16 protein-coding genes and 1 rRNA gene are annotated in these 18,890 nt (G+C 71.2%); 8 read left to right on the top strand and 9 right to left on the bottom strand.

Features of this window, described 5'->3' with window-relative positions:
- Positions 1-7: 7 nt before the first annotated feature.
- Positions 8-1,006 carry an inorganic phosphate transporter gene (locus tag ACFC02_RS13230; protein WP_360967582.1) on the top strand — a complete coding sequence of 333 codons (999 nt, stop codon included), beginning with the start codon at positions 8-10 and terminating at the stop codon, positions 1,004-1,006.
- 112 nt (positions 1,007-1,118) lie between these two features.
- Here the strand turns inward: ACFC02_RS13230 and pstB are convergent, their stop codons facing one another.
- From pstB to pstS, 4 genes are all read right to left on the bottom strand, one after another.
- Positions 1,119-1,895, bottom strand: coding sequence for a phosphate ABC transporter ATP-binding protein PstB (pstB, locus tag ACFC02_RS13225; RefSeq protein WP_376355953.1), 777 nt, complete (start codon positions 1,893-1,895; stop codon positions 1,119-1,121).
- 76 nt (positions 1,896-1,971) lie between these two features.
- Positions 1,972-3,024, bottom strand: a complete 1,053-nt coding sequence (gene pstA / locus ACFC02_RS13220; protein WP_376355951.1) for a phosphate ABC transporter permease PstA — start codon at positions 3,022-3,024, stop codon at positions 1,972-1,974.
- Positions 3,021-4,034 (bottom strand): phosphate ABC transporter permease subunit PstC, encoded by a 1,014-nt coding sequence (gene pstC, locus ACFC02_RS13215; protein ID WP_376355949.1) that lies wholly within the window; start codon positions 4,032-4,034, stop codon positions 3,021-3,023. The genes pstA and pstC overlap by 4 nt, the downstream gene beginning before the upstream one ends.
- 103 nt (positions 4,035-4,137) lie before the next feature.
- Entirely contained in the window at positions 4,138-5,265 is a 1,128-nt protein-coding gene (gene pstS, locus ACFC02_RS13210; protein ID WP_376355947.1) for a phosphate ABC transporter substrate-binding protein PstS, read from the bottom strand.
- Between the two features lie 386 nt (positions 5,266-5,651).
- Here pstS and ACFC02_RS13205 point away from each other — a divergent pair, with 386 nt between their 5' ends.
- Positions 5,652-7,238: an FAD-binding oxidoreductase gene (locus ACFC02_RS13205; RefSeq protein WP_376355945.1), complete on the top strand. Its 1,587-nt coding sequence runs from the start codon at positions 5,652-5,654 to the stop codon at positions 7,236-7,238.
- A gap of 110 nt (positions 7,239-7,348) precedes the next feature.
- Here the strand turns inward: ACFC02_RS13205 and ACFC02_RS13200 are convergent, their stop codons facing one another.
- The 3 genes from ACFC02_RS13200 to ACFC02_RS13190 all read right to left on the bottom strand — a co-directional run bounded on the left by ACFC02_RS13200 (position 7,349) and on the right by ACFC02_RS13190 (position 10,319).
- Positions 7,349-8,053: a phosphatase PAP2 family protein gene (locus ACFC02_RS13200; protein ID WP_376355943.1), complete on the bottom strand. Its 705-nt coding sequence runs from the start codon at positions 8,051-8,053 to the stop codon at positions 7,349-7,351.
- A gap of 251 nt (positions 8,054-8,304) precedes the next feature.
- Complete coding sequence (locus ACFC02_RS13195; protein ID WP_376355941.1) at positions 8,305-9,312, bottom strand: NlpC/P60 family protein; 1,008 nt, start codon at positions 9,310-9,312, stop codon at positions 8,305-8,307.
- A 194-nt stretch (positions 9,313-9,506) separates the two neighbouring features.
- A complete protein-coding gene (locus tag ACFC02_RS13190) occupies positions 9,507-10,319 on the bottom strand; it encodes a trypsin-like serine peptidase (RefSeq protein WP_376355939.1) in 813 nt (270 codons plus the stop codon).
- A gap of 437 nt (positions 10,320-10,756) precedes the next feature.
- On the opposite strand from ACFC02_RS13190, the gene ACFC02_RS13185 reads away from it, so the two are divergent.
- The 6 genes from ACFC02_RS13185 to ACFC02_RS13160 all read left to right on the top strand — a co-directional run bounded on the left by ACFC02_RS13185 (position 10,757) and on the right by ACFC02_RS13160 (position 18,105).
- Complete coding sequence (locus tag ACFC02_RS13185; RefSeq protein ID WP_376355937.1) at positions 10,757-11,065, top strand: hypothetical protein; 309 nt, start codon at positions 10,757-10,759, stop codon at positions 11,063-11,065.
- A gap of 255 nt (positions 11,066-11,320) precedes the next feature.
- Positions 11,321-12,175, top strand: coding sequence for a hypothetical protein (locus tag ACFC02_RS13180; protein ID WP_376355935.1), 855 nt, complete (start codon positions 11,321-11,323; stop codon positions 12,173-12,175).
- The gene (locus ACFC02_RS13175; RefSeq protein ID WP_376355933.1) at positions 12,165-13,505 is read left to right on the top strand and encodes a hypothetical protein; all 1,341 of its coding nucleotides are present in this window, start codon (positions 12,165-12,167) and stop codon (positions 13,503-13,505) included. The genes ACFC02_RS13180 and ACFC02_RS13175 overlap by 11 nt, the downstream gene beginning before the upstream one ends.
- Positions 13,502-15,061, top strand: coding sequence for an SCO6880 family protein (locus tag ACFC02_RS13170; protein WP_360967615.1), 1,560 nt, complete (start codon positions 13,502-13,504; stop codon positions 15,059-15,061). Before ACFC02_RS13175 ends, ACFC02_RS13170 begins: the two co-directional genes overlap by 4 nt.
- Before the next feature lie 14 nt (positions 15,062-15,075).
- Positions 15,076-16,503 (top strand): ATP-binding protein, encoded by a 1,428-nt coding sequence (locus tag ACFC02_RS13165; RefSeq protein WP_376355931.1) that lies wholly within the window; start codon positions 15,076-15,078, stop codon positions 16,501-16,503.
- A gap of 15 nt (positions 16,504-16,518) precedes the next feature.
- Positions 16,519-18,105 carry a type VI secretion protein gene (locus ACFC02_RS13160; RefSeq protein WP_376355929.1) on the top strand — a complete coding sequence of 529 codons (1,587 nt, stop codon included), beginning with the start codon at positions 16,519-16,521 and terminating at the stop codon, positions 18,103-18,105.
- Between the two features lie 45 nt (positions 18,106-18,150).
- Here ACFC02_RS13160 and ACFC02_RS13155 read toward each other — a convergent pair whose 3' ends face one another.
- A complete protein-coding gene (locus ACFC02_RS13155) occupies positions 18,151-18,729 on the bottom strand; it encodes a GNAT family N-acetyltransferase (protein WP_376355927.1) in 579 nt (192 codons plus the stop codon).
- A gap of 68 nt (positions 18,730-18,797) precedes the next feature.
- Positions 18,798-18,890 (bottom strand): 5S ribosomal RNA (gene rrf, locus ACFC02_RS13150); the annotation flags it as partial.

The raw sequence follows: 18,890 nt of genomic DNA, 5'->3' as shown, positions 1-18,890 counted from the left end.
GGCGTCCATGGACACCTTCGCTCTGGTTGTGACCATCCTGGTCGCGCTCGGTTTCGCTTACACCAACGGCTTCCACGACTCCGCCAACGCCATCGCCACCTCCGTCTCCACGCGCGCGCTCACCCCGCGCGCCGCGCTGGCGATGGCCGCGGTGATGAACCTCGCCGGCGCCTTCCTGGGCAGCGGCATCGCCAAGACGGTCAGCGAGGGGCTGATCGACACCCCGACCGGCAGCAAGGGGATGGGGATCCTCTTCTCGGCGCTGCTGGGCGCCATCGTCTGGAACCTGGTCACCTGGTACTTCGGCCTGCCCTCGTCCTCCTCGCACGCCCTGTTCGGCGGCCTGGTCGGCGCGGCGCTCGCGGGTGGCACGACGGTGCACTGGTCAGGCGTGCTGGACAAGGTCGTCACCCCGATGTTCCTGTCCCCGGTGGTCGGCCTGATCGTCGGCTACCTGGTCATGACGGCGATCATGTGGATCTTCCGCCGGACCAACCCGCACAAGGCCAAGCGCGGCTTCCGCATAGCGCAGACCGTCTCGGCGGCCGGCATGGCCCTCGGCCACGGCCTCCAGGACGCGCAGAAGACCATGGGCGTCGTGGTGATGGCGCTGGTCATCGGCGGCGTCGAGACCTACGGCGACCCGATCCCGGTGTGGGTGAAGCTGGTCTCCGCACTGATGCTGTCGCTGGGCACCTACGCGGGCGGCTGGCGCATCATGCGCACCCTGGGCCGCAAGATCATCGAACTGGACCCGCCGCAGGGCTTCGCGGCCGAGGCGACCGGCGCGTCGATCATGTTCGGCACGGCCTTCCTCTTCAAGGCCCCCATCTCCACCACCCACGTGATCACCTCGGCGATCATGGGCGTGGGCGCGACGAAGCGGGTCAACGCCGTGCGCTGGGGCGTCGCCAAGAACATCGTCCTCGGCTGGTTCATCACCATGCCCGCGGCGGCGATCGTCTCGGCCGTCGCCTTCTGGCTGATCGACCTCGCCTTCCTGTAGGAACCGCGGCGTACGCCGGCACACGCACAGGGCCCGCCCCCGGGAGCCGGGGGCGGGCCCTTCCGCGTCCTCACGGTGGCACCGCCATGCAGCACCGCGAGGGGTCTTCGGATCAGCCGAAGCGGCCGGAGATGTAGTCCTCCGTGGCCTGCACCGACGGGTTGGAGAAGATCCGCTCGGTGTCGTCGATCTCGATCAGCCGGCCCGGCTGGCCCACGCCCGCCAGGTTGAAGAACGCCGTACGGTCCGAGACCCGCGCCGCCTGCTGCATGTTGTGCGTCACGATGACGATCGTGAAGCGTTCCTTCAGCTCGCCGATCAGGTCCTCGATGGCGAGGGTCGAGATCGGGTCCAGCGCGGAGCACGGCTCGTCCATCAGCAGCACCTTCGGCTCGACCGCGATCGCGCGGGCGATGCACAGCCGCTGCTGCTGACCGCCGGAGAGCCCGGCGCCCGGCTTGTTCAGGCGGTCCTTGACCTCGTTCCAGAGGTTGGCGCCCCGGAGCGACTTCTCGACGACGTCGTTCAGCTCGCTCTTCTTGTAGTCGCCGTTCAGCCGGAGCCCCGCCGCCACGTTGTCGAAGATCGACATGGTGGGGAACGGGTTCGGCCGCTGGAAGACCATGCCCACCTCACGGCGGACCGAGACCGGGTCGATCCCGGCCCCGTACAGGTCCTCGGCGTCCAGCATCACCTTGCCCTCGACCCGGCCGCCGGGGGTGACCTCGTGCATCCGGTTCAGGGTGCGCAGGAACGTCGACTTGCCGCAGCCGGAGGGCCCGATGAAGGCCGTCACCGAACGCGGCTCGACCGTCATCGAGATGTCCTCGATCGCCTTGTGGGAGCCGTAGTAGGCGGTGAGCCCGCTCACGTCGATTCGCTTGGCCATGACTACTTCTTCACTTCCGTCTCAGTCGCCGAGGGGTCGCCCAGCGACCGGCCACACGGCGGTAGCCGCAGATTGGTTAACGAGGGGCCTTCCAGCGGGCGATGCCGCGGGCCACCAGGTTGAGGATCATCACCGCGGCGATCAGGGTGAGCGAGGCCGCCCACGCCCGGTCGTACGCCGCTCCGCTGCCCACGCTGTTCGTGTACTGCTGGTAGATGTACAGCGGCAGCGAGGACTGCGCCCCGTCGAACGGGTTGGTGTTGATGAAGGGGTTGCCGAACACCAGCAGCAGCACGGGCGCCGTCTCACCGGCGATACGGGCGATGGCCAGCACGACGCCGGTGGTGATGCCGCCGAGCGCGGTCGGCAGGACGACCTTCAGGATCGTGCGCCACTTCGGCACGCCGAGGGCGAGCGACGCCTCGCGCAGCTCGTTCGGTACGAGCTTCAGCATCTCCTCGGTGGAGCGGACCACGACCGGCATCATCAGGATGGCCAGGGCCAGCGAGCCGGCGAAACCGAACGGCTGCAGCTTGAAGATCAGCATCAGGCTGAGGATGAACAGGCCCGCGACGATCGAGGGGATGCCGGTCATCACGTCGACGAAGAAGGTGACGGCCCGGGCGAGGTTGCCGCGGCCGTACTCCACCAGGTAGATCGCGGTGAGCACGCCGATCGGCGCGCCGATGACGGTGGCGAGGCCGACCTGTTCGAGGCTTCCGATGATGGCGTGGTAGATGCCGCCGCCCACCTCGGTGTCCGCGACGACGCCCATCGAGTGGGACAGGAAGTAGAAGTCCAGGACCTTCACACCGCGCCGCACGGTCGTCCAGACCAGGGAGATCAGCGGCACCAGGGCGAGCAGGAAGGCCACCCAGACGAGGCTGGTGACCACCCGGTCCTTGGCCTGGCGGCGGCCCTCGATCCGGGCGGTGACGCCGTACGTGCCCAGGACGAACAGGACGGCGGCGATCAGCCCCTGCTGCACCCGGCTGTGCAGGCCGCCGACGAGGCCGATGACGACGGCGGCGACGACGGCGCTGGCGGCGATGGCCCACGGGGCCCAGCGGGGCAGGGAGGCGCCGCGCAGGCTGCTCGTGCGCTGGTCGGCGATGGCTGCGGTGCTCATGCGTTGGCCCCCGAGTACTCCTTGCGGCGGGCGATGATCAGCCGGGCCGCGCCGTTGACCAGCAGGGTGATGACGAACAGGACCAGACCGGAGGCGATCAGCGCGTCACGGCCGAACTCCGTCGCCTCGCTGAACTTGCTGGCGATGTTCTGGGCGAAGGTGCCGCCGCCCGGGTCGAGCAGGCTGGCCTTGATGTCGAAGGTCGGCGAGAGCACGGTGGCGACTGCGATCGTCTCGCCGAGCGCACGGCCCAGACCGAGCATCGAGGCGGAGATCACACCGGAGCGGCCGAAGGGCAGCACCGCCATGCGGATGACCTCCCAGCGCGTGGCACCGAGGGCGAGCGCGGCCTCCTGGTGCATCCGCGGGGCCTGGCGGAAGACCTCACGGCTGACGTTGGTCACGATCGGCAGGATCATGACGGCGAGCAGGATGCTCACGGTCAGCACCGAGCGGGGCGGGCCGCCCTCCCACGAGAAGACGCCGGTCCAGCCCAGGTAGTCGTTCAGCCAGCCGAAGAGGCCGTCGAGGTGCGGCACGAGGACCAGGGCGCCCCACAGGCCGTACACGATGGACGGCACGGCGGCCAGCAGGTCGATCACGTACGAGATCGGGCCGCTGAGCCGGCGCGGGGCGTAGTGGGTGAGGAAGAGCGCGATGGCGACCGCGACCGGGACCGCGACGACCATGGCGATGACCGAGGAGACCACCGTGCCGAAGGCCAGCACCGCGATGCCGAAGACCGGCGGCTGCACACCGGTGTTCCACTCGAAGGTGGTCAGGAAGTTGCCGTCGTCCTTGCTGATGGCCAGGCACGCGCGGTAGGTCAGGAAGGCCGCGATCGCGGCCATGATCACCAGCAGCAGGATGCCCGACCCGCGGGAGAGCCCGAGGAAGATCCGGTCTCCGGGACGGGTCACGCCGCGGCCGGCGCGCCGGGGCTCGGCCGGGGCCGGCCGGGGCGGGAGGGGGGGAGCGTCTGCGTCTGTCTTCTGTGTGGATATGTCCATCGGGTTCTCCGGTCTGCGGAGCCCTGCGCGGTGGCGGGCCCCTGGCGGCGGTGCACCGGACGGTGCGGCCCGGCCCCGGGCGGGGGACCGGACCGCACGCAGGTCAGCTCAGGCCCTCGATGGTGGTGCGGACCTTGCTGATGATCGCGTCGGGGATCGGCGCGTAGTCCTTCTGGGTGAGCACGTTCTGGCCGTCCTGGCTGGCGATGTAGCGCAGGAACGCCTTGGTGGCCGGCAGGGTGTCGGACTTGTTGCCCTTGTCGCAGACGATCTCGTAGGTGACCAGGACCATCGGGTACGCGCCCTCGGCCTTGGTGGTGTAGTTCAGCTGCAGCGACAGGTCCTTGCCGGTGCCGACGACCTTGGCGTCCGCGATGGCCTTGCTGGCGTTCTCGACGGTGGCCTTGACCGGGGCGGAGGCGCCGGTGTCGATGGCGACCGTGTGCACGTCCTTGGCGTACGACAGCTCGAAGTAGCCGATGGCGCCGTTGGTCTGCTTGACCTGCTGGGCCACACCGGAGGACTGCGGAGCGGCCTGGCCGCCCTGCGCCTGCCAGGCCTTGCCGCCGGAGTACTTCCAGTCGTTCGGCGCGGCGGCCTTGAGGTACTTGGTGAAGTTGTCGGTGGTGCCGGACTCGTCCGAGCGGTGGAAGGCCTGGATCTTGAGGCTGGGCAGCTTCGCCTTGGGGTTCAGCTTCTTGATCTCCGGCGCGTCCCAGGTCGTGACCTTGCCGTCGAAGATCTTGGCCAGCGTGGGGGCGTCCAGCACCAGGTCGTCGACGCCGGAGAGGTTGTAGCCGACCGCGATCGGGCCGCCCACCATCGGCAGGTCGATGCCCTGGCCGCCGGTGCAGACCTTCTTCGAGGCCTCGACCTCTTCGGGCTTCAGCGCGGAGTCCGAACCGGCGAAGGCGACCTGGCCCTGGCCGAACGCCGTGACACCGGCGCCGGAGCCGCCGCCCTTGTAGTTGATCTGCGTGCCGCAGGCCTGGCTGAACTGCTTGACCCAGGCGTCGATCGCGTTCTTCTGCGCGGAAGAGCCGTCCGCCAGCAGCTGCCCCTTGGCGCCGTCGCACTTGACGGAGCTGTTGGAGGCCGTGGTGCTGCCACCCCCGGCGGCGCCGCTCTTCCCGCCGGTGTCGTCCGAACCGCACGCCGTGAGGGCCAGGGCGCCGGAGACGGCGAGGACGCCGAGAGCGAGTGCCCGCCGGTTCTTGCGCTGAAGCTTCACTTGAGGGAGTTCCTTCCAGGAGCCGCCGTCCTGATCGGCGGCGTGCGAAGAGTGACTGGCACCGCTGCGCGAAGACGCGCCGCAGCACCGGTAAGGCCGAAATTAGGCAGAACAGGTGAAGCCGCCGATGGCCGGAAGTGAACGAGGGGTGAACCCCTGCCGACGGTGCGGTGAGGTCACGGAATGCTCACGGGGAGAACACGCCCGGGTCCCGGAATCCTGCACTCCGTCCCCGGTTCAGGGGCCGGCGCCCGGCGGAACGCCGGCCGGGACCACCGCCCGCGGGCAGCGCCCCCGCGGAGGCGGAAGGACAGCTTCCGGCCCACGGGAACCCCGCGGGCCCTCCGGTCGTCTCGGTCCACGAAGGGCGACAGGAGGCGCGGAGTATGGAACGGCGTGCGTTCATGGCGGGCGGCGCGGTCACGGTCGCCGCCCTCGCCACGGCCTGCGACGGCAACGGCGGCGACAGCGGCGGCAAAGGCACCGCGACGGCGGCACGAAGTCCCCGCCCCGGCGGCACGGGGCCCCGCACAGCCTCCCCCGCCACGGGGCACCGCACCGCGGCCCCCGCCGACTGGAGCGCGCTCGCCCGCTCCCTCGACGGCACCCTGCTCCGCCCCGGCGACGCCCACTGGACCACCGCCGCCCGGCTCTACAACACCCGCTTCGACGGCCTGCGGCCCGCCGCCGTCGCCTACGTGGCGCACGCCGACGACATCCGTACGACCCTCGCCTACGCCCGCGCCCACCACCTGCGCGTGGCCGTCCGCAACGGCGGCCACTCCTACGCGGGCTGGTCCTCCGGCGACGGCCGCCTCGTCGTCGACGTGTCGAAGCTCGCCGCGGTCCGGGCGAGCGGCACCTCCGCGGTGGTCGGCGCGGGCGCCAAGCTCATCGACGTCTACCGCGCGCTCGCCGCCAAGGGCGTGACCATACCGGCGGGCTCCTGCCCGACCGTGGGCGTCTCCGGTCTGGTCCTCGGCGGCGGCCACGGCGTCGTCTCCCGCGCCTACGGCCTGACCTGCGACAGCCTGACCCAGGCCACCCTCGTCACGGCCGACGGCCGGCAGCTCACCGCGAACGCCACCGAGAACGCCGACCTGTTCTGGGCACTGCGCGGCGCGGGCAACGGCAACTTCGGCGTCGTCACCGAACTCCGCTTCCGCACCCACCCCGCCCCCCAGGCGGTCTCGGCCTACCTGACCTGGCCGTGGGCCCGGGCAGCGGCGGTGGTACGGGCCTGGCAGGAGTGGGGCCCGGACCAGCCGGACGAGATCTGGTCCTCCCTGCACCTGGAGAACACCCCGGGCGGCACCCCGCGCGTCTCCGTGGCCGCGTTCTCCCTGGGCACCTACGGCGAGTTGCAGAACGCCGTCGACCGGCTGGCCGACCGGGCCGGCGCCCGCGCGTCGAGCGTCACCCTCAAACGCCACTCCTACCAGGGCGCCATGGAGGCGTACGCGGGCTGCTCGTCCTTCCCGGCCGAACCCCAGTGCCACCTGCCGGGTGCCACGCCGGGCCGCTCGCCGCAGGGCGCGCTCGGCCGCGAGACCTACGCGGCCCGCTCGGACTTCTTCGACCGCTCGCTCTCCCCGGCCGGCGTCCGGGCGCTGCTCGCCCAGGTGCGGGCGGTGCGCGGCGGCGCCGGCAGCATCGCGTTCACCGCCCTGGGCGGCGCGGTCAACCGGGTCTCCCCCACGGCGACCGCCTTCGTGCACCGCCGCTCGCGGATGCTCGCCCAGTACATCGCCTCATGGAGCCCCGGCACCCCGGGGACGGCCGCGCAGGCCTGGCTCACCGCGGCCCACGGCGCCCTGCGGCCGTACGCGTCCGGAGCGGCGTACCAGAACTACAGCGACGCCACGCTGACGGACTGGCGGACGGCCTACTACGGCGACGCCGCGGGCCGCCTGGCGAAGGTGAAGCAGCGGTACGACCCGGATCGGTTCTTCTCCTACGCGCAGGGCCTGTAGGCCCGGACCACGGGGCCCCGCCGCGGGCTCCAGGTCTCCGGGGCCGCTGGTACCGCGACCGGAAGGGCCCACCGGCTCGCGAGGCCCGGCAGACCTTTCCGGCAGCAGCCCTAAGCCGCCAGGTCCCGTTCCTCGGCCGAGGCCCGCTCCTCGCCGCGCGCGTCCGACAGCATCCGGCGCACCCCGGCGTCCCGCCGGCCACGGACGAGCCAGCCGCCCCAGCGCGTCCCCTCGACCGCCCGCAGCACGGGCGTGAGCAGCGCCATCGCGACCGGGGACAGCAGCAGCGCGACCGCCGTGCCGAGCGCGAACCCGCCGACCACGTCGGTCGGGTAGTGCACGCCCATGTACACCCGGCAGAACCCCTCCAGCAGCGCCAGAGCGATGCCCGCCAGACCGAACCGCCGGTCGGCCACGAACAGCGCCGCCGCCATCGCCATGGTGAGCGTCGCGTGGTCGCTCACGAACGAGAAGTCGGTCTTCCCCTGCACCAGGACGTCCAGCCCCTGATGGTCCAGGAAGGGGCGGCGCCGCTCCACGAAACCCCGGATCGGCACGTTCACCAGGACCGCGGCCCCGGCCGCCAGCGGTGCCCACACCAGCGCGGCCACGGACGAGGTGGCGTCCTCCCCGCCCCGCCGCCGCACGGACCACCAGCACCACACCACCAGCAGCACCATGGCCAGCAGCAGCCCGTACTCGCCGACGAACTCCATGAGGCGGTCGAACCAGTGGGGGGCGCCCTTGGCGAGGCCGTTGATGTCGTAGAGCAGGTCGACGTCGGGGTTCGACCCGGATTCGGCGAGTCCAGCCATCGTGCTGCGGCCCCTTCGTCGTGTCGTTCCGGGCGCACCCTGTGTGCGCCGCGCCTGCCACCCCCGTGGTCGTAGGTCCGCTTCGCCGTCGGCACGCGTGCGCGACGCGCGCTCCGTCCGACGTCCGCCGGTCTACGTCAACAGGAACGCACGGTCCCGTTTCATACGTTCCACACTCCACCGAAAGATCACGCAGACGTTACCGAAGAGAGACTCATCACCGCAGCTCAGGGGGCAGGTTCACACTCAGTTCACGCCCTGGCGGGGAGCGCTTTCGCGCCATCTTCGGTGACCCGGGTCGCACCGAAGTAGTCCGAGCCGTCGATCGGGTCGAACCGGATCACGGCCCCGGTGTACGGCGCGTCGATCATGTAGCCGCCGCCCACGTAGATGCCGACGTGATGAATGGCCCGCGAATCGGCCGGATCGTGCGAGAAGAAGACCAGGTCGCCCGGGAGCAGTTCGTCGCGCTGGGGGTGCGGCCCGGCGTTGTACTGGTCGTTGGCGACGCGCGGCAGGGTGATCCCCACACTCCGGTACGCGGCCTGCGTCAGCCCCGAGCAGTCGAACCGGCCGCCCTGCTCAGCGCTGCCCTCACCGCCCCACAGATAGGGCGTGCCGAGCTTGCTCTGGGCGTAGGAGATGGCCCCCGCCGCCTGCTGGGACGGATCGACCCGGGCGACGGGCGCGGCGAAGGTCTCCGCCAGCGTCGTGATCGTCTTCACGTAGTTCTGGGTCTCGGAGTACGGCGGTACGCCCCCGTACCGGATGACCGCGTCCGCCCCCGCGTTGTAGGCGGCCAGCATGTTGTGCGTGGCGTCCCCCGGCACGCTCCGCACGTACTTGGCGAGTTCGCAGTCGTAGGACGCGGCCGACGGGATCGCGTCATCGGGGTCCCACACGTCCCGCTTGCCGTCGCCGTTGCCGTCGACGCCGTGCGTGGCCCAGGTGCCGGGGATGAACTGCGCTATGCCCTCGGCCGCCGCCCCGCTCCGCGCGTTCGGGTTGAAGCCGCTCTCCTGGTACAACTGGGCGGCCAGCAAGGCCGGGTTGATCGCCGGGCAGAGGTTGCCCCACTTCTGCACGAGCGTGCTGTAGGCGGCCGGCACGGCGCCCTTCGCGAGCCCCACCGCGCCCCTGCCGACACCGCCCGCCAGGTTCCCGGCGACGAGGTACACCCCGACGACGAGCACCAGCACGAAGGCGAGCCCGGAACCGACAGCGGCGATGCCCACGACCCATGCCCTACGCACCGTCAACCACCCCTCGCCGCCCGGGAGTCCACCTCGGACAGTTTAGGGTCGCACCCCGCCTTCCCGGAGTGATCACACACGCCGGAATCAGGCCGAAAACAGACCTGCGCCGCATCCCGCCGGCGCCCCGGCCGCCACCGCCGCCCCTGCCGGCCGCCTCACCTCGGCCGCCCCAGCGGCCAGGGGCCGCGGCTCGCCGTTCACGGGTCGGCGGCGGCGTCCTTGTACAGCTCGGCGGCCTCGGCCCGGAAGGCGACGCTGTACGACGTGTCCGGCGTGGACCCGCCCATCTCATGGCCGCCGAGCACCCCGACGACCTCCCGGTCACCGTTGATCCACGGGCTGCCGCTGGTGCCGCTGGTGAACTCGGGGCAGTCGATGCGCTGCTGCGTACGGCTGTGCGAGCTGGGCTTGTTGGTACAGCTGATGGGCTCTTCCCGGGAGTCCGGATAGCCGGTGACGGTCACGGCGGTCGCCCCGGTCGCCACCCCGGCGACGAAGCGGTTGGCGCCGACGACGTCCTCGATGTTCTCCGTCCCGCCGTCCGCGCCGCGGCGCGGGGCGATCACGGCGAAGGCCAGGTCGCTGTCCTCGTCCTCGTCCTTGGACCAGCCGTCGGGCAGGAAGCGCTTCTTCACCTTCCACGTCCCGTACGGCGCCTTGCCGTCGCGGTACCCCGGCGCGAAGACGACGTCCGCGCCGTCGGCCAGGCAGTGGGCTGCGCTGAGGACGAGGTTCCCGTGGGGGCTGTGCACCACGGAGGCGGTGCAGAAGTGGTTGCCGCTGAGATGGTGCGCCTTGTCGGCGCCGAACAACGCGCCGACCCGCGCGCTCAGCGGAGTCACGGTGGTGACGGCAGTCACCCCCAACGGTCCTGGGCCGTCGTCGGCGGCCGCTACGGAGGCGGAGGTCACGGCGATCAGCATCAGACCCACGAACAGCGCCTGGTGCCGGGCGCGGGCACGGGGGCGTCCGTGACGTGCGGGGCTCGGGGTACCTGGGGTGCGCTTCATCAAGCACCACTGTGTCTCAAGAAGGTGAGAAACGGATCCCGACTTCACTGAGATTTTCCTGTGAAACCCCCGTTCACCGCACAGTCTGCCCCGCATCGCCCCCCTTGTCCCACCGCCCGATGCGCCCCGCGCGCGAGCGGGCGCGACTGACCGTCCCGCACCACTCGTGAGACCATCGACACGACCACTCACCCGACTGGCCGTCAGAAACCATGGCAGGGCGGAAAAGTGACAACGACAGAACCGCACCACAGGTTCCGGTCCGACCTCATTGCCCGGCGTGACCTGCTGTGATACACACAGTAACCATACGAACGAATCCCGCCGGCCAATGACGCCAAGTCGACATCCGCAGGCGGCATTGTCGGGGACAATGAGGCCTGACCTCCGCATGCCCGCAGGGGTCGCGGAACTACCCACCAGGGGCGGTGACTTACATGCTCTTTGCGGCCGGCAAGGGAGACATCAACACCATCATCGGCGGGATCGCTCCGGACTGGGGCCCCTTCGGCAGCCTGGGCAACGAGGCGAAGGTGATGATCGAGGTCGTGATGGCGGTGGCCATCCTGCTCTGCCTCGGCATCGCCGTCTGGGGCGCCGCGAAGCAGCGGATCGGCGCGACCGCGCTGCGCGACACCTTCAGCGCGGAACAGGGCAAGGGCCTGATCATCGCCGGCCTCACCGGGGTCTTCATCATCGGGTCCCTCGGCACGCTGTTCACCATCGTGTACGGCATGGCGGTGTAGACCGTGCGACCCATGTGACCGGCGCACCCCCGCGCATGCCGCGCACGGCGCCCCGTCCCTGCCGCCGGCCGGCCCCTCGGGGCGCGACCGGTGCCCCCGCCGCCCCCACCCGTCCACCGTGCCCACCGGCCGAGGTTGCGTTTCCCTGATGTCGAGTCACCACACCGCGCCCACGCGGGAACCAGCACGGCTACCGTCGAACTTCCACGCGTTCCGCCACGAGGTCGAGGTCAACGTCGAGGGGGCGTACCGAGCATGAGTCTCGGAGACGAGCACGGACACGGCGACATGGCGCGCTCCGACGACCCCTACGGCGGCGGGCAGACCCGCACCCGGCTCCCCGACCGGGCCGGCGACCCCTACGGCGGCGCCCGGCGCGGCGCCCGTTCGCCCTCACGCAGCCTGGTCACGGTGGTCGCCGTGGTCGTCCTCCTCATCGCCGCGATCGCCTTCGCCAACCGCGGGGGCGGCGGCTCCTCCGCGGCGGACTCCGCCGACGGCGGCACCGGGCCGAAGGCCGCGGCCACCGCCCCGACCGGCAAACACCCCGTGACGACGAAAACAGCAGGCCTCCCCTCCGGCTTCGCCCACGACCAGCAGGGGGCACAGAGCGCGGCGGCGAACTACTCGGTGGCCCTGGGCTCCGCGGAGATGTTCAACACCGAGGCCCGACACCGGATCGTGAACACGGTGTACGCCCCGGATGTCGCCGCCCGCCGCCAGACGGACCTGGACAACGCTTACTCGAACGAGAAGTTCCTCGCCAGCATCGGGCTCGACAAGAAGGGCTCCGCACCCGCCGGGCAGACATTCGTCTCCCGCGTGGCGCCGGTAGGCACCAAGATCACCTCACTGAGCGGCGACGGCGCGAGCGTCGAGGTCTGGTACACGTCGCTCTTCGGCCTGTCCGGCCAGGCGTCGACCAACCCCGTCAGTGAGAGCTGGTACACCACGACGTACCGGCTCACCTGGGTCGACAACGACTGGAAGGTCACCGACTTCCAGCAGAAGGACGGCCCCGTCCCGGTCGGACGCGACCAGCGGGCCTCCACCGCCGACGACATGACGAAGGCCGTCGAGGAGTACGGAGGCTTCACGTATGCGCGCTAACCACCGCTTCCTGAAGGTGACGGCTGCCGCCACCGCCGTACAGACCGGCTTGGTGCTGCTGGCCGCGAACGCCCTCGCAGCGCCGCCTTCGCCCAGCAGCACCCCGTCGGCGCCGCGCAGCAGTGATCCGTGCGATCTGATCCGCGGGCCCGCCAAGGACTACTGCGAAAAGGGCAGCAGCGGCACCTCGAAGTCCAACGGCCTCACCACCGACCCCACCTCCCCCCTCGACCCCCTCTCCTCCCTGGCCAAAGGCTGTGCCGACGCCGCCTCCTGGACCGTCAAGCAGCTCAGCAAGGCCGTGAAGGAGACCGCCACGGTCGACTTCACCAACCAGAAGTTCCTCCAGCAGTACGCCCTCGTCTTCGCGGCCTCCGCCATCCTCACGCTCCTGCTGTGGCTGCTGGCCGTCGCCAAGCGGGCCGTGCGCGGCGTGCCGCTGTCCACCGCGCTCTCGGAAGCGGTCGGCTTCCTCTGGCTGACGGTGCTCGCCTCCGCCTTCACCCCGCTGATCCTCTACACGGTCGTCTCCGCGACCGACAGCGTCAGCGACGTCCTCGCCAAGGCGACGGGTGACCAGACCGGCACGTTCTTCGGCACGTTCGCCGGCGCGCTGGACAAGGGCACGGACATCGGCGGCGGTCCGATCATGCTGATCCTGGTGTCGCTCGTCTCGATCCTCGCCGCCGGCGTGCTCTACCTGGAGCTGTTCCTCAGGGCGATCCTGCTCTACGTCGGCGCCCTGCTCGGCGTCGTCGTCTACTCCGGGCTCGTCGACAAGAACCTGTGGGGCCACGTCCGCCGCTGGGCGGGCATCATGATCTCCGTGATCCTGGTCAAGCCGGTGATCGTCATCGTGCTCGGCCTCGCCAGCGCGCTCTCCTCGGACGACGGCCCGGACGCGCTCGCCGCCGTCGTCTCCGGCCTCGCCATCATCCTGCTCGCGATCTTCGCCAGCGCGATGATCTACCGCTTCGTCCCCGGCTTCGGCGACGAGATCGCCGCCGGCCGCAACAACCGCATCATGCAGGGCGCCGAGGGCAAGGCCGCGGCCGTCATCAGCTCCCCGGCGACCCTGGTCGCCCAGGGCATCAAGACCCACAGCACCCGGGCCGACAGCAACGGCGCGGCGGGCGGCGGCGCCTCCGCCGCCCGCCCGGCCAACCCGGCCTCCGGCGGCGTCGCCGCGCACAGCGCGCGCGCCGCGGACAACGGCGGCTCCGTCCCCTCCGCCACCCCCGCTCCCCGGGCCCCCAGCCCGGTGAACACCCCCCACGCCAGCAGCACCCGCAACAGCAGTACCAACCGCACGGGAGGTGAAGGGCGTTGACGACCGAGTCCCACGTGTCCCCCGCGGTCACGCCCCGCCGTACATATCTGATCGGCCGGGCCCGGCCGAACGCCATCGTCGGCCGCAACCGCGAGACCGGCGAGATCGCGCTGATCGTCGTCGGCGCGGCCATCGGCATGATGTGCGGGCTCCTCGTCCCGGTGCTGTCCCTGCGCATCGTCCTGCTGGCCGGCTTCCCGCTGCTGGCCCTGGCCGCCGTCTACGTGCCCTACCGGCACCGGACCTTCTACAAGTGGTTCGAGATCAACCGCAGCTTCAAGCGCACCGTCAAACGCGGCGCCGCCTACCGCTCCGGCGTCATGGAGGCCGGCACCCGCACCGACGGCCGCGAGATCGAGATCGGCCCGCCGCCCGGCATCGGCCGGATCACCTGGCTCGCGGCGCCGTTCGGCCCGGACGAGATCGCCGTCCTGCTGCACGCCGACCGCAAGACCGTCACCGCCGCCATCGAGATCGAGGGCCCCGGCGTCGGCCTGCGCGACTCCGAGGACCAGGAAGCCCTGGTCGACCGGTTCGGCACCCTGCTCAAGCACGTGGCCAACGGCGACGGCTTCGTCACCCGCCTGCAGATGCTCGCCCGCACCCTGCCCGCCGACCCCGACGCCCACGCCAAGGACGTCACCCAGCGCGGGGACGAACGGTCCCCGCAGTGGCTGCGGCAGTCCTACGACCAGCTCCAGTCCATGGTCTCCACCAGCAGCGAGCAGCACCGCGCCTACCTCGTCGCCTGCATGCACTTCACCCGCGAACTGGGCGCCGAGGCCCACGCGATGGCCCGCGCCGCCCGCCCTCGCTCTGGCCGCAAGCTCGACCGGGACGCCGGGCTCGCCGTCGTCATGGCCCGCGAGCTGACCGACATCTGCTCCCGGCTCCAGGAGGCCGACATCCGCGTGCGCCAGCCGCTCGGCCAGGGCCGGCTCGCCTCGCTGATCCACTCCATGTACGACCCGGACCACCCGATCGACCACATCCAGGCGATGACCCAGCGCAACGCCTGGCCGGCCGAACTGGACGCCATGGAGCCGACGTTCCTCCAGGCCAAGACCCGCGAGTCCGCCACCCGCGAACCCTGGTGCCACGCCACCGCCTGGGTCAAGGAGTGGCCGATGACCCCGGTCGGCGTCAACTTCCTGGCCCCGCTGCTCGTCCACACCCCGGACGTCATCCGCACCGTCGCCGTCACCATGGACCTCGAACCCACCGAGGTCGCCATCGAACGCATGCTGACCGAGAAGACCAACGACGTCGCCGAGGCAAGCCGCGCCGCCAAGATGAACCGCACCGTGGACCCGCGCGACGTCCAGGCCCACCACCGCCTCGACCAGCGCGGCGAGGACCTCGCCAGCGGCGCGGCCGGCGTCAACCTCGTCGGCTACATCACCGTCTCCTCCCGCACCCCCGAGGCCCTGGCCCGCGACAAGCGCACCATCCGCGCCTCGGCCGGAAAGTCGTACCTGAAACTGGAGTGGTGCGACCGCGAGCACCACCGCGCCTTCGTGAACACGCTCCCGTTCGCCACCGGAATCCGACGGTAGGGGCTGATGCTCTGATGCGGGACCCGCTGACCGCACTCACGGACGCCTTCACGGCCTTCCTGTTCGGGAAGGTCGAGACGACCCGGCTTCCGGTGCGCACCTCCACGGGCCAGGCCCAGGCGGTCTACCTCCCCACGGCCGCGCCCGGCCTCGGCGACTCGGGCGTCATCATCGGCCGCGAGGTGTACTCCGGGAAGGGCTACATCTACGACCCCTTCCAGCTGTACGGCCAGCAGCTCCCCGCCCCGCACTGGCTGGTCCTCGGCGAGTCCGGCAACGGCAAGTCCGCCCTGGAGAAGACGTACGTCCTGCGCCAGCTCCGCTTCCGCGACCGCCAGGTCGTCGTCCTGGACGCCCAGGGCGAGGACGGCGTCGGCGAGTGGAACCTCATCGCCGAGGAGCTGGGGATAACTCCCATCCGCCTCGACCCGACGGCCGCCCTCAACCACGGCATCCGCCTCAACCCCCTGGACCCGTCGATCACCACGACCGGCCAGCTCGCGCTGCTGCGCACCATCATCGAGGTCGCGATGGGCCACGGCCTGGACGAGCGCTCCGGCTTCGCGCTCAAGGTCGCGCACGCCTACGTCAACGAGACGATCGTCCAGCGCCAGCCGGTCCTGTCCGACATCGTCGAGCAGCTCCGCCACCCCGAACCGGAGTCCGCGGAGGCGATGAACGTCGCCATAGACGACGTCCGCGCCTGGGGCCTGGACGTCGCCCTGGTCCTGGACCGCCTGGTCGACGGCGACCTGCGCGGCATGTTCGACGGCCCCACCACGGTCGGCATCGACCTCGACGCCCCCCTGATCGTCTTCGACCTGTCCCACATCGACCGCAACTCCATCGCCATGCCCATCCTCATGGCGATCGTCGGCGTGTGGCTGGAACACACCTGGATCCGCCCCGACCGCAAGAAGCGCATCTTCCTGGTCGAAGAGGCCTGGCACATCATCAACAGCCCATTCGTCGCCCAACTGTTCCAGCGGCTGCTGAAGTTCGGACGCCGGCTCGGTCTGTCGTTCGTCGCCGTCGTCCACCACCTGTCCGACGTGGTCGACGGCGCGGCGGCGAAGGAGGCCGCGGCCATCCTGAAGATGGCCTCCACCAGGACCATCTACGCCCAGAAGGCCGACGAGGCGCGCGCGACGGGCCGGGTGCTCGGGCTGCCCCGGTGGGCGGTGGAGATCATCCCCACGCTCACCCCGGGCATCGCCGTGTGGGACGTCAACGGCAACGTCCAGGTCGTCAAACACCTGATCACCGAGACGGAACGGCCCCTGGTCTTCACCGACCGGGCCATGACCGAGTCCTCCCACGACCACTTCGCCGCCGACGACGCCCTGCGCGCCGCCGAACTGGAGGCCGAGCAGCGGGCGGCCGCCTTCGTGGAACAGCACGTCCCCGACCTGGGCGGCTCCTCCGAGTCGACGGTGGCGTAGGAGAGGCGGGGCACCGTGAGACCCGACGACCACGACCGCGGAAAGGGCCGGGGGCAGGGCGGCATCCCGGACGGCCTGCTGATCGGCCTGCTCGCCTTCCTCCTCGGCATGACCGTGCTGGTGTGGACGGCTACCGGCCTGGCCGGCCTGTTCACGCACGGCTCCTGGCCGTCGGGCGTCACCTTCACCCATACGCCCGTGGCCATGCGCCATCTCATCGGCCGGCCGCACGACATCCCGGGCGCCTGGTCCGACACCCCGCCGGGCAGCCTCTCCGGCTACGGGCTGTTCTGGGGCCTGTTCATCGGCCAGCTGATGGTGTTGTTCGTGCTGACCGTGTTCGTCCTGGGCACCACGGCGAGATGGCGGGCGGGACGCGCACGCAGGCGGGAAGAGGCCGCGGCGGCCCGCGCCCGCGCGCCCCACCCCGCCGCGACCGCCCCACAGGACAGCCCCGCGCAGGCCCCCCACGAGGTGCCGGCCCAGCGGGCGCCCTACGATCCCCACCAACAGCCGGCCGCCGCGCCACCGGCCCAGCCGCCCCAGCACACGGTTCCGGAGCCGCACATCCCGGCCGCACCGGCCGCGCCGCTCCGCCCGGCCGCCCCCGCCGCCTCCACAGCGCCCGTCGCGGTCCCGGCAGGTCCCCAGGGACCACAGCCGCTGCCGGACGCCCCGCGGCCCACGCTCGTCGTAGCCCCCAAGGAGAGCCGACGGCCGACCGCCTCCCAGGCGATCCTCGACGCCGCCGGGCCCACGCTCGTCGTCACCTCAGACCCCGCCCTCTGGCAGGACACCAAGGACACCCGGGCGAAACTGGGCCCGGTACTCCTCTACGACCCCGCGCACCTGTGCGACACACCGGCCCGCCTGCACTGGTCCCCCGTCAGCGGCTGCGCCGACAAGGAGACGGCGGTGGCACGGGCCGGTGCCCTCCTCGCCCCGGTCCGCCCCACCGCCAGGATCGACCAGGCGGTGAACGACACCGCGCGGACGCTGCTGCGCAGCTACCTGCACGCCGCCGCCGTCGACGGCCGCACCATCCGGCACGTCCACCGCTGGTCGCAGGGCACCCAACTCCAGGACGCGGTCCGGATCCTGCGGACCAACCCCAAGGCGGCCCCGGGGTCGGCGGGCGAACTGGAAGCCGCGCTCACCGCGCACCCCGAGCGACGCGACATCGCCCAGGAGTTGACCGGCCGCGCGCTCGCCTCCCTCTTCACGGTGAACATCCGGGAGGCCTGCACCCCGCACCGAAATGATGCCGTCGCCTTGGATTCCTTCGTCAATGAAGGGGGAACGCTTTACGTGGTGGGGGAATCCATCGAGGATCCCCGCACCAACCCGGGCGCGATGCCCCTCCTGACGGCACTTGCCGCAAGCGTGGTCGAGCACGGCCGGCGCATGGCCGAACGGTCATCCTCCGGTCGGCTCGACCCACCACTCACGCTCGTCCTCGACGACGTGGCGGCCGTCGCCCCGCTCCCCCAGCTCCCCGAGCTGCTGACCGGCGGCGCCGACCGGGGCCTGCCGACGCTGGCCCTGCTCCGCTCCCGCGAACAGGCCCGCGCCCGCTGGCCGCACGACGAACTCCCCGCCTGACCGTCACGGCCGTAGGAGAACGTCACGGGCGTACGTACGAGAACGTCACGGGCGTACGAGGACGTACTCCAGCTCGTTCGCCTCGGGATCGGCCGTCAGCGGCACGGTCACCCCGCTCGGCAGGAAGCCGACCCGGCGGTAGAAGCGCTGGGCCCGGCCGTTGTCCTCGTGGACGATCAGCCGCACCCGTTCCGCGCCGATCTCCCAGGCCCAGCGCAGCGCCTCGTCGAACAGCACCTCGGTGAGCCCGCACCCCCGGTGTTCCGGCCGCACGTACACCCCCACGACATGCCCCTGCCGCCGCTCCACCGGCGACCCGGCCCAGTCGGTCGTGCCGGCCTCCTCCACGAGCACGGTGACGGACCCGACCCACATCCCGTCCGGGTCCTCCGCGATGAACTGCCGTGCTCCAGCGGCGCCTTCGGCGGCCCCGATCGCCCGCTCCTGCCAGAAGGAGTCCGGCTTGGCCGCAGCGGCCTCGTACGTCTCCAGGAACGCCAGGTGGGCCACCGGGTCCCGCAACGCCTGGAGCCGCAGCGCGCGCACGGCGGACCACTCCTCGGCGCGTATGGCGCGGACCAGGTACTTCTCATCGTGCTTCGCGACACTGTCGGGGCTGCTCATGGGGCCACGGTAATGCAGGAAAAAGAAAAGGCCCACACCATTTCGGTGTGGGCCTTTTCTGAATGATTGTTCGGCGGTGTCCTACTCTCCCACAGGGTCCCCCCTGCAGTACCATCGGCGCTGTAAGGCTTAGCTTCCGGGTTCGGAATGTAACCGGGCGT

It is taken from the genome of Streptomyces sp. NPDC056160, assembly GCF_042268205.1.
In the GTDB taxonomy this organism is placed as follows: domain Bacteria; phylum Actinomycetota; class Actinomycetes; order Streptomycetales; family Streptomycetaceae; genus Streptomyces.
The sequence above is the reverse complement of the archived record's forward strand: the minus strand, read 5'-3'. Positions and strand labels throughout refer to the sequence as shown.

What these genes read in the sequence shown, in the direction of transcription:
- ACFC02_RS13185 (WP_376355937.1), top strand. Translation starts at nt 10,757, where the DNA reads ATGCTCTTTGCGGCCGGCAAGGGAGACATCAACACCATCATCGGCGGG.
- ACFC02_RS13200 (WP_376355943.1), bottom strand. Translation starts at nt 8,053, where the DNA reads ATGGCTGGACTCGCCGAATCCGGGTCGAACCCCGACGTCGACCTGCTC.
- ACFC02_RS13230 (WP_360967582.1), top strand. Translation starts at nt 8, where the DNA reads ATGGACACCTTCGCTCTGGTTGTGACCATCCTGGTCGCGCTCGGTTTC.
- ACFC02_RS13180 (WP_376355935.1), top strand. Translation starts at nt 11,321, where the DNA reads ATGAGTCTCGGAGACGAGCACGGACACGGCGACATGGCGCGCTCCGAC.
- ACFC02_RS13205 (WP_376355945.1), top strand. Translation starts at nt 5,652, where the DNA reads ATGGAACGGCGTGCGTTCATGGCGGGCGGCGCGGTCACGGTCGCCGCC.
- ACFC02_RS13190 (WP_376355939.1), bottom strand. Translation starts at nt 10,319, where the DNA reads ATGAAGCGCACCCCAGGTACCCCGAGCCCCGCACGTCACGGACGCCCC.
- ACFC02_RS13155 (WP_376355927.1), bottom strand. Translation starts at nt 18,729, where the DNA reads ATGAGCAGCCCCGACAGTGTCGCGAAGCACGATGAGAAGTACCTGGTC.
- pstB (WP_376355953.1), bottom strand. Translation starts at nt 1,895, where the DNA reads ATGGCCAAGCGAATCGACGTGAGCGGGCTCACCGCCTACTACGGCTCC.
- pstA (WP_376355951.1), bottom strand. Translation starts at nt 3,024, where the DNA reads ATGAGCACCGCAGCCATCGCCGACCAGCGCACGAGCAGCCTGCGCGGC.
- ACFC02_RS13165 (WP_376355931.1), top strand. Translation starts at nt 15,076, where the DNA reads ATGCGGGACCCGCTGACCGCACTCACGGACGCCTTCACGGCCTTCCTG.
- pstC (WP_376355949.1), bottom strand. Translation starts at nt 4,034, where the DNA reads ATGGACATATCCACACAGAAGACAGACGCAGACGCTCCCCCCCTCCCG.
- ACFC02_RS13175 (WP_376355933.1), top strand. Translation starts at nt 12,165, where the DNA reads ATGCGCGCTAACCACCGCTTCCTGAAGGTGACGGCTGCCGCCACCGCC.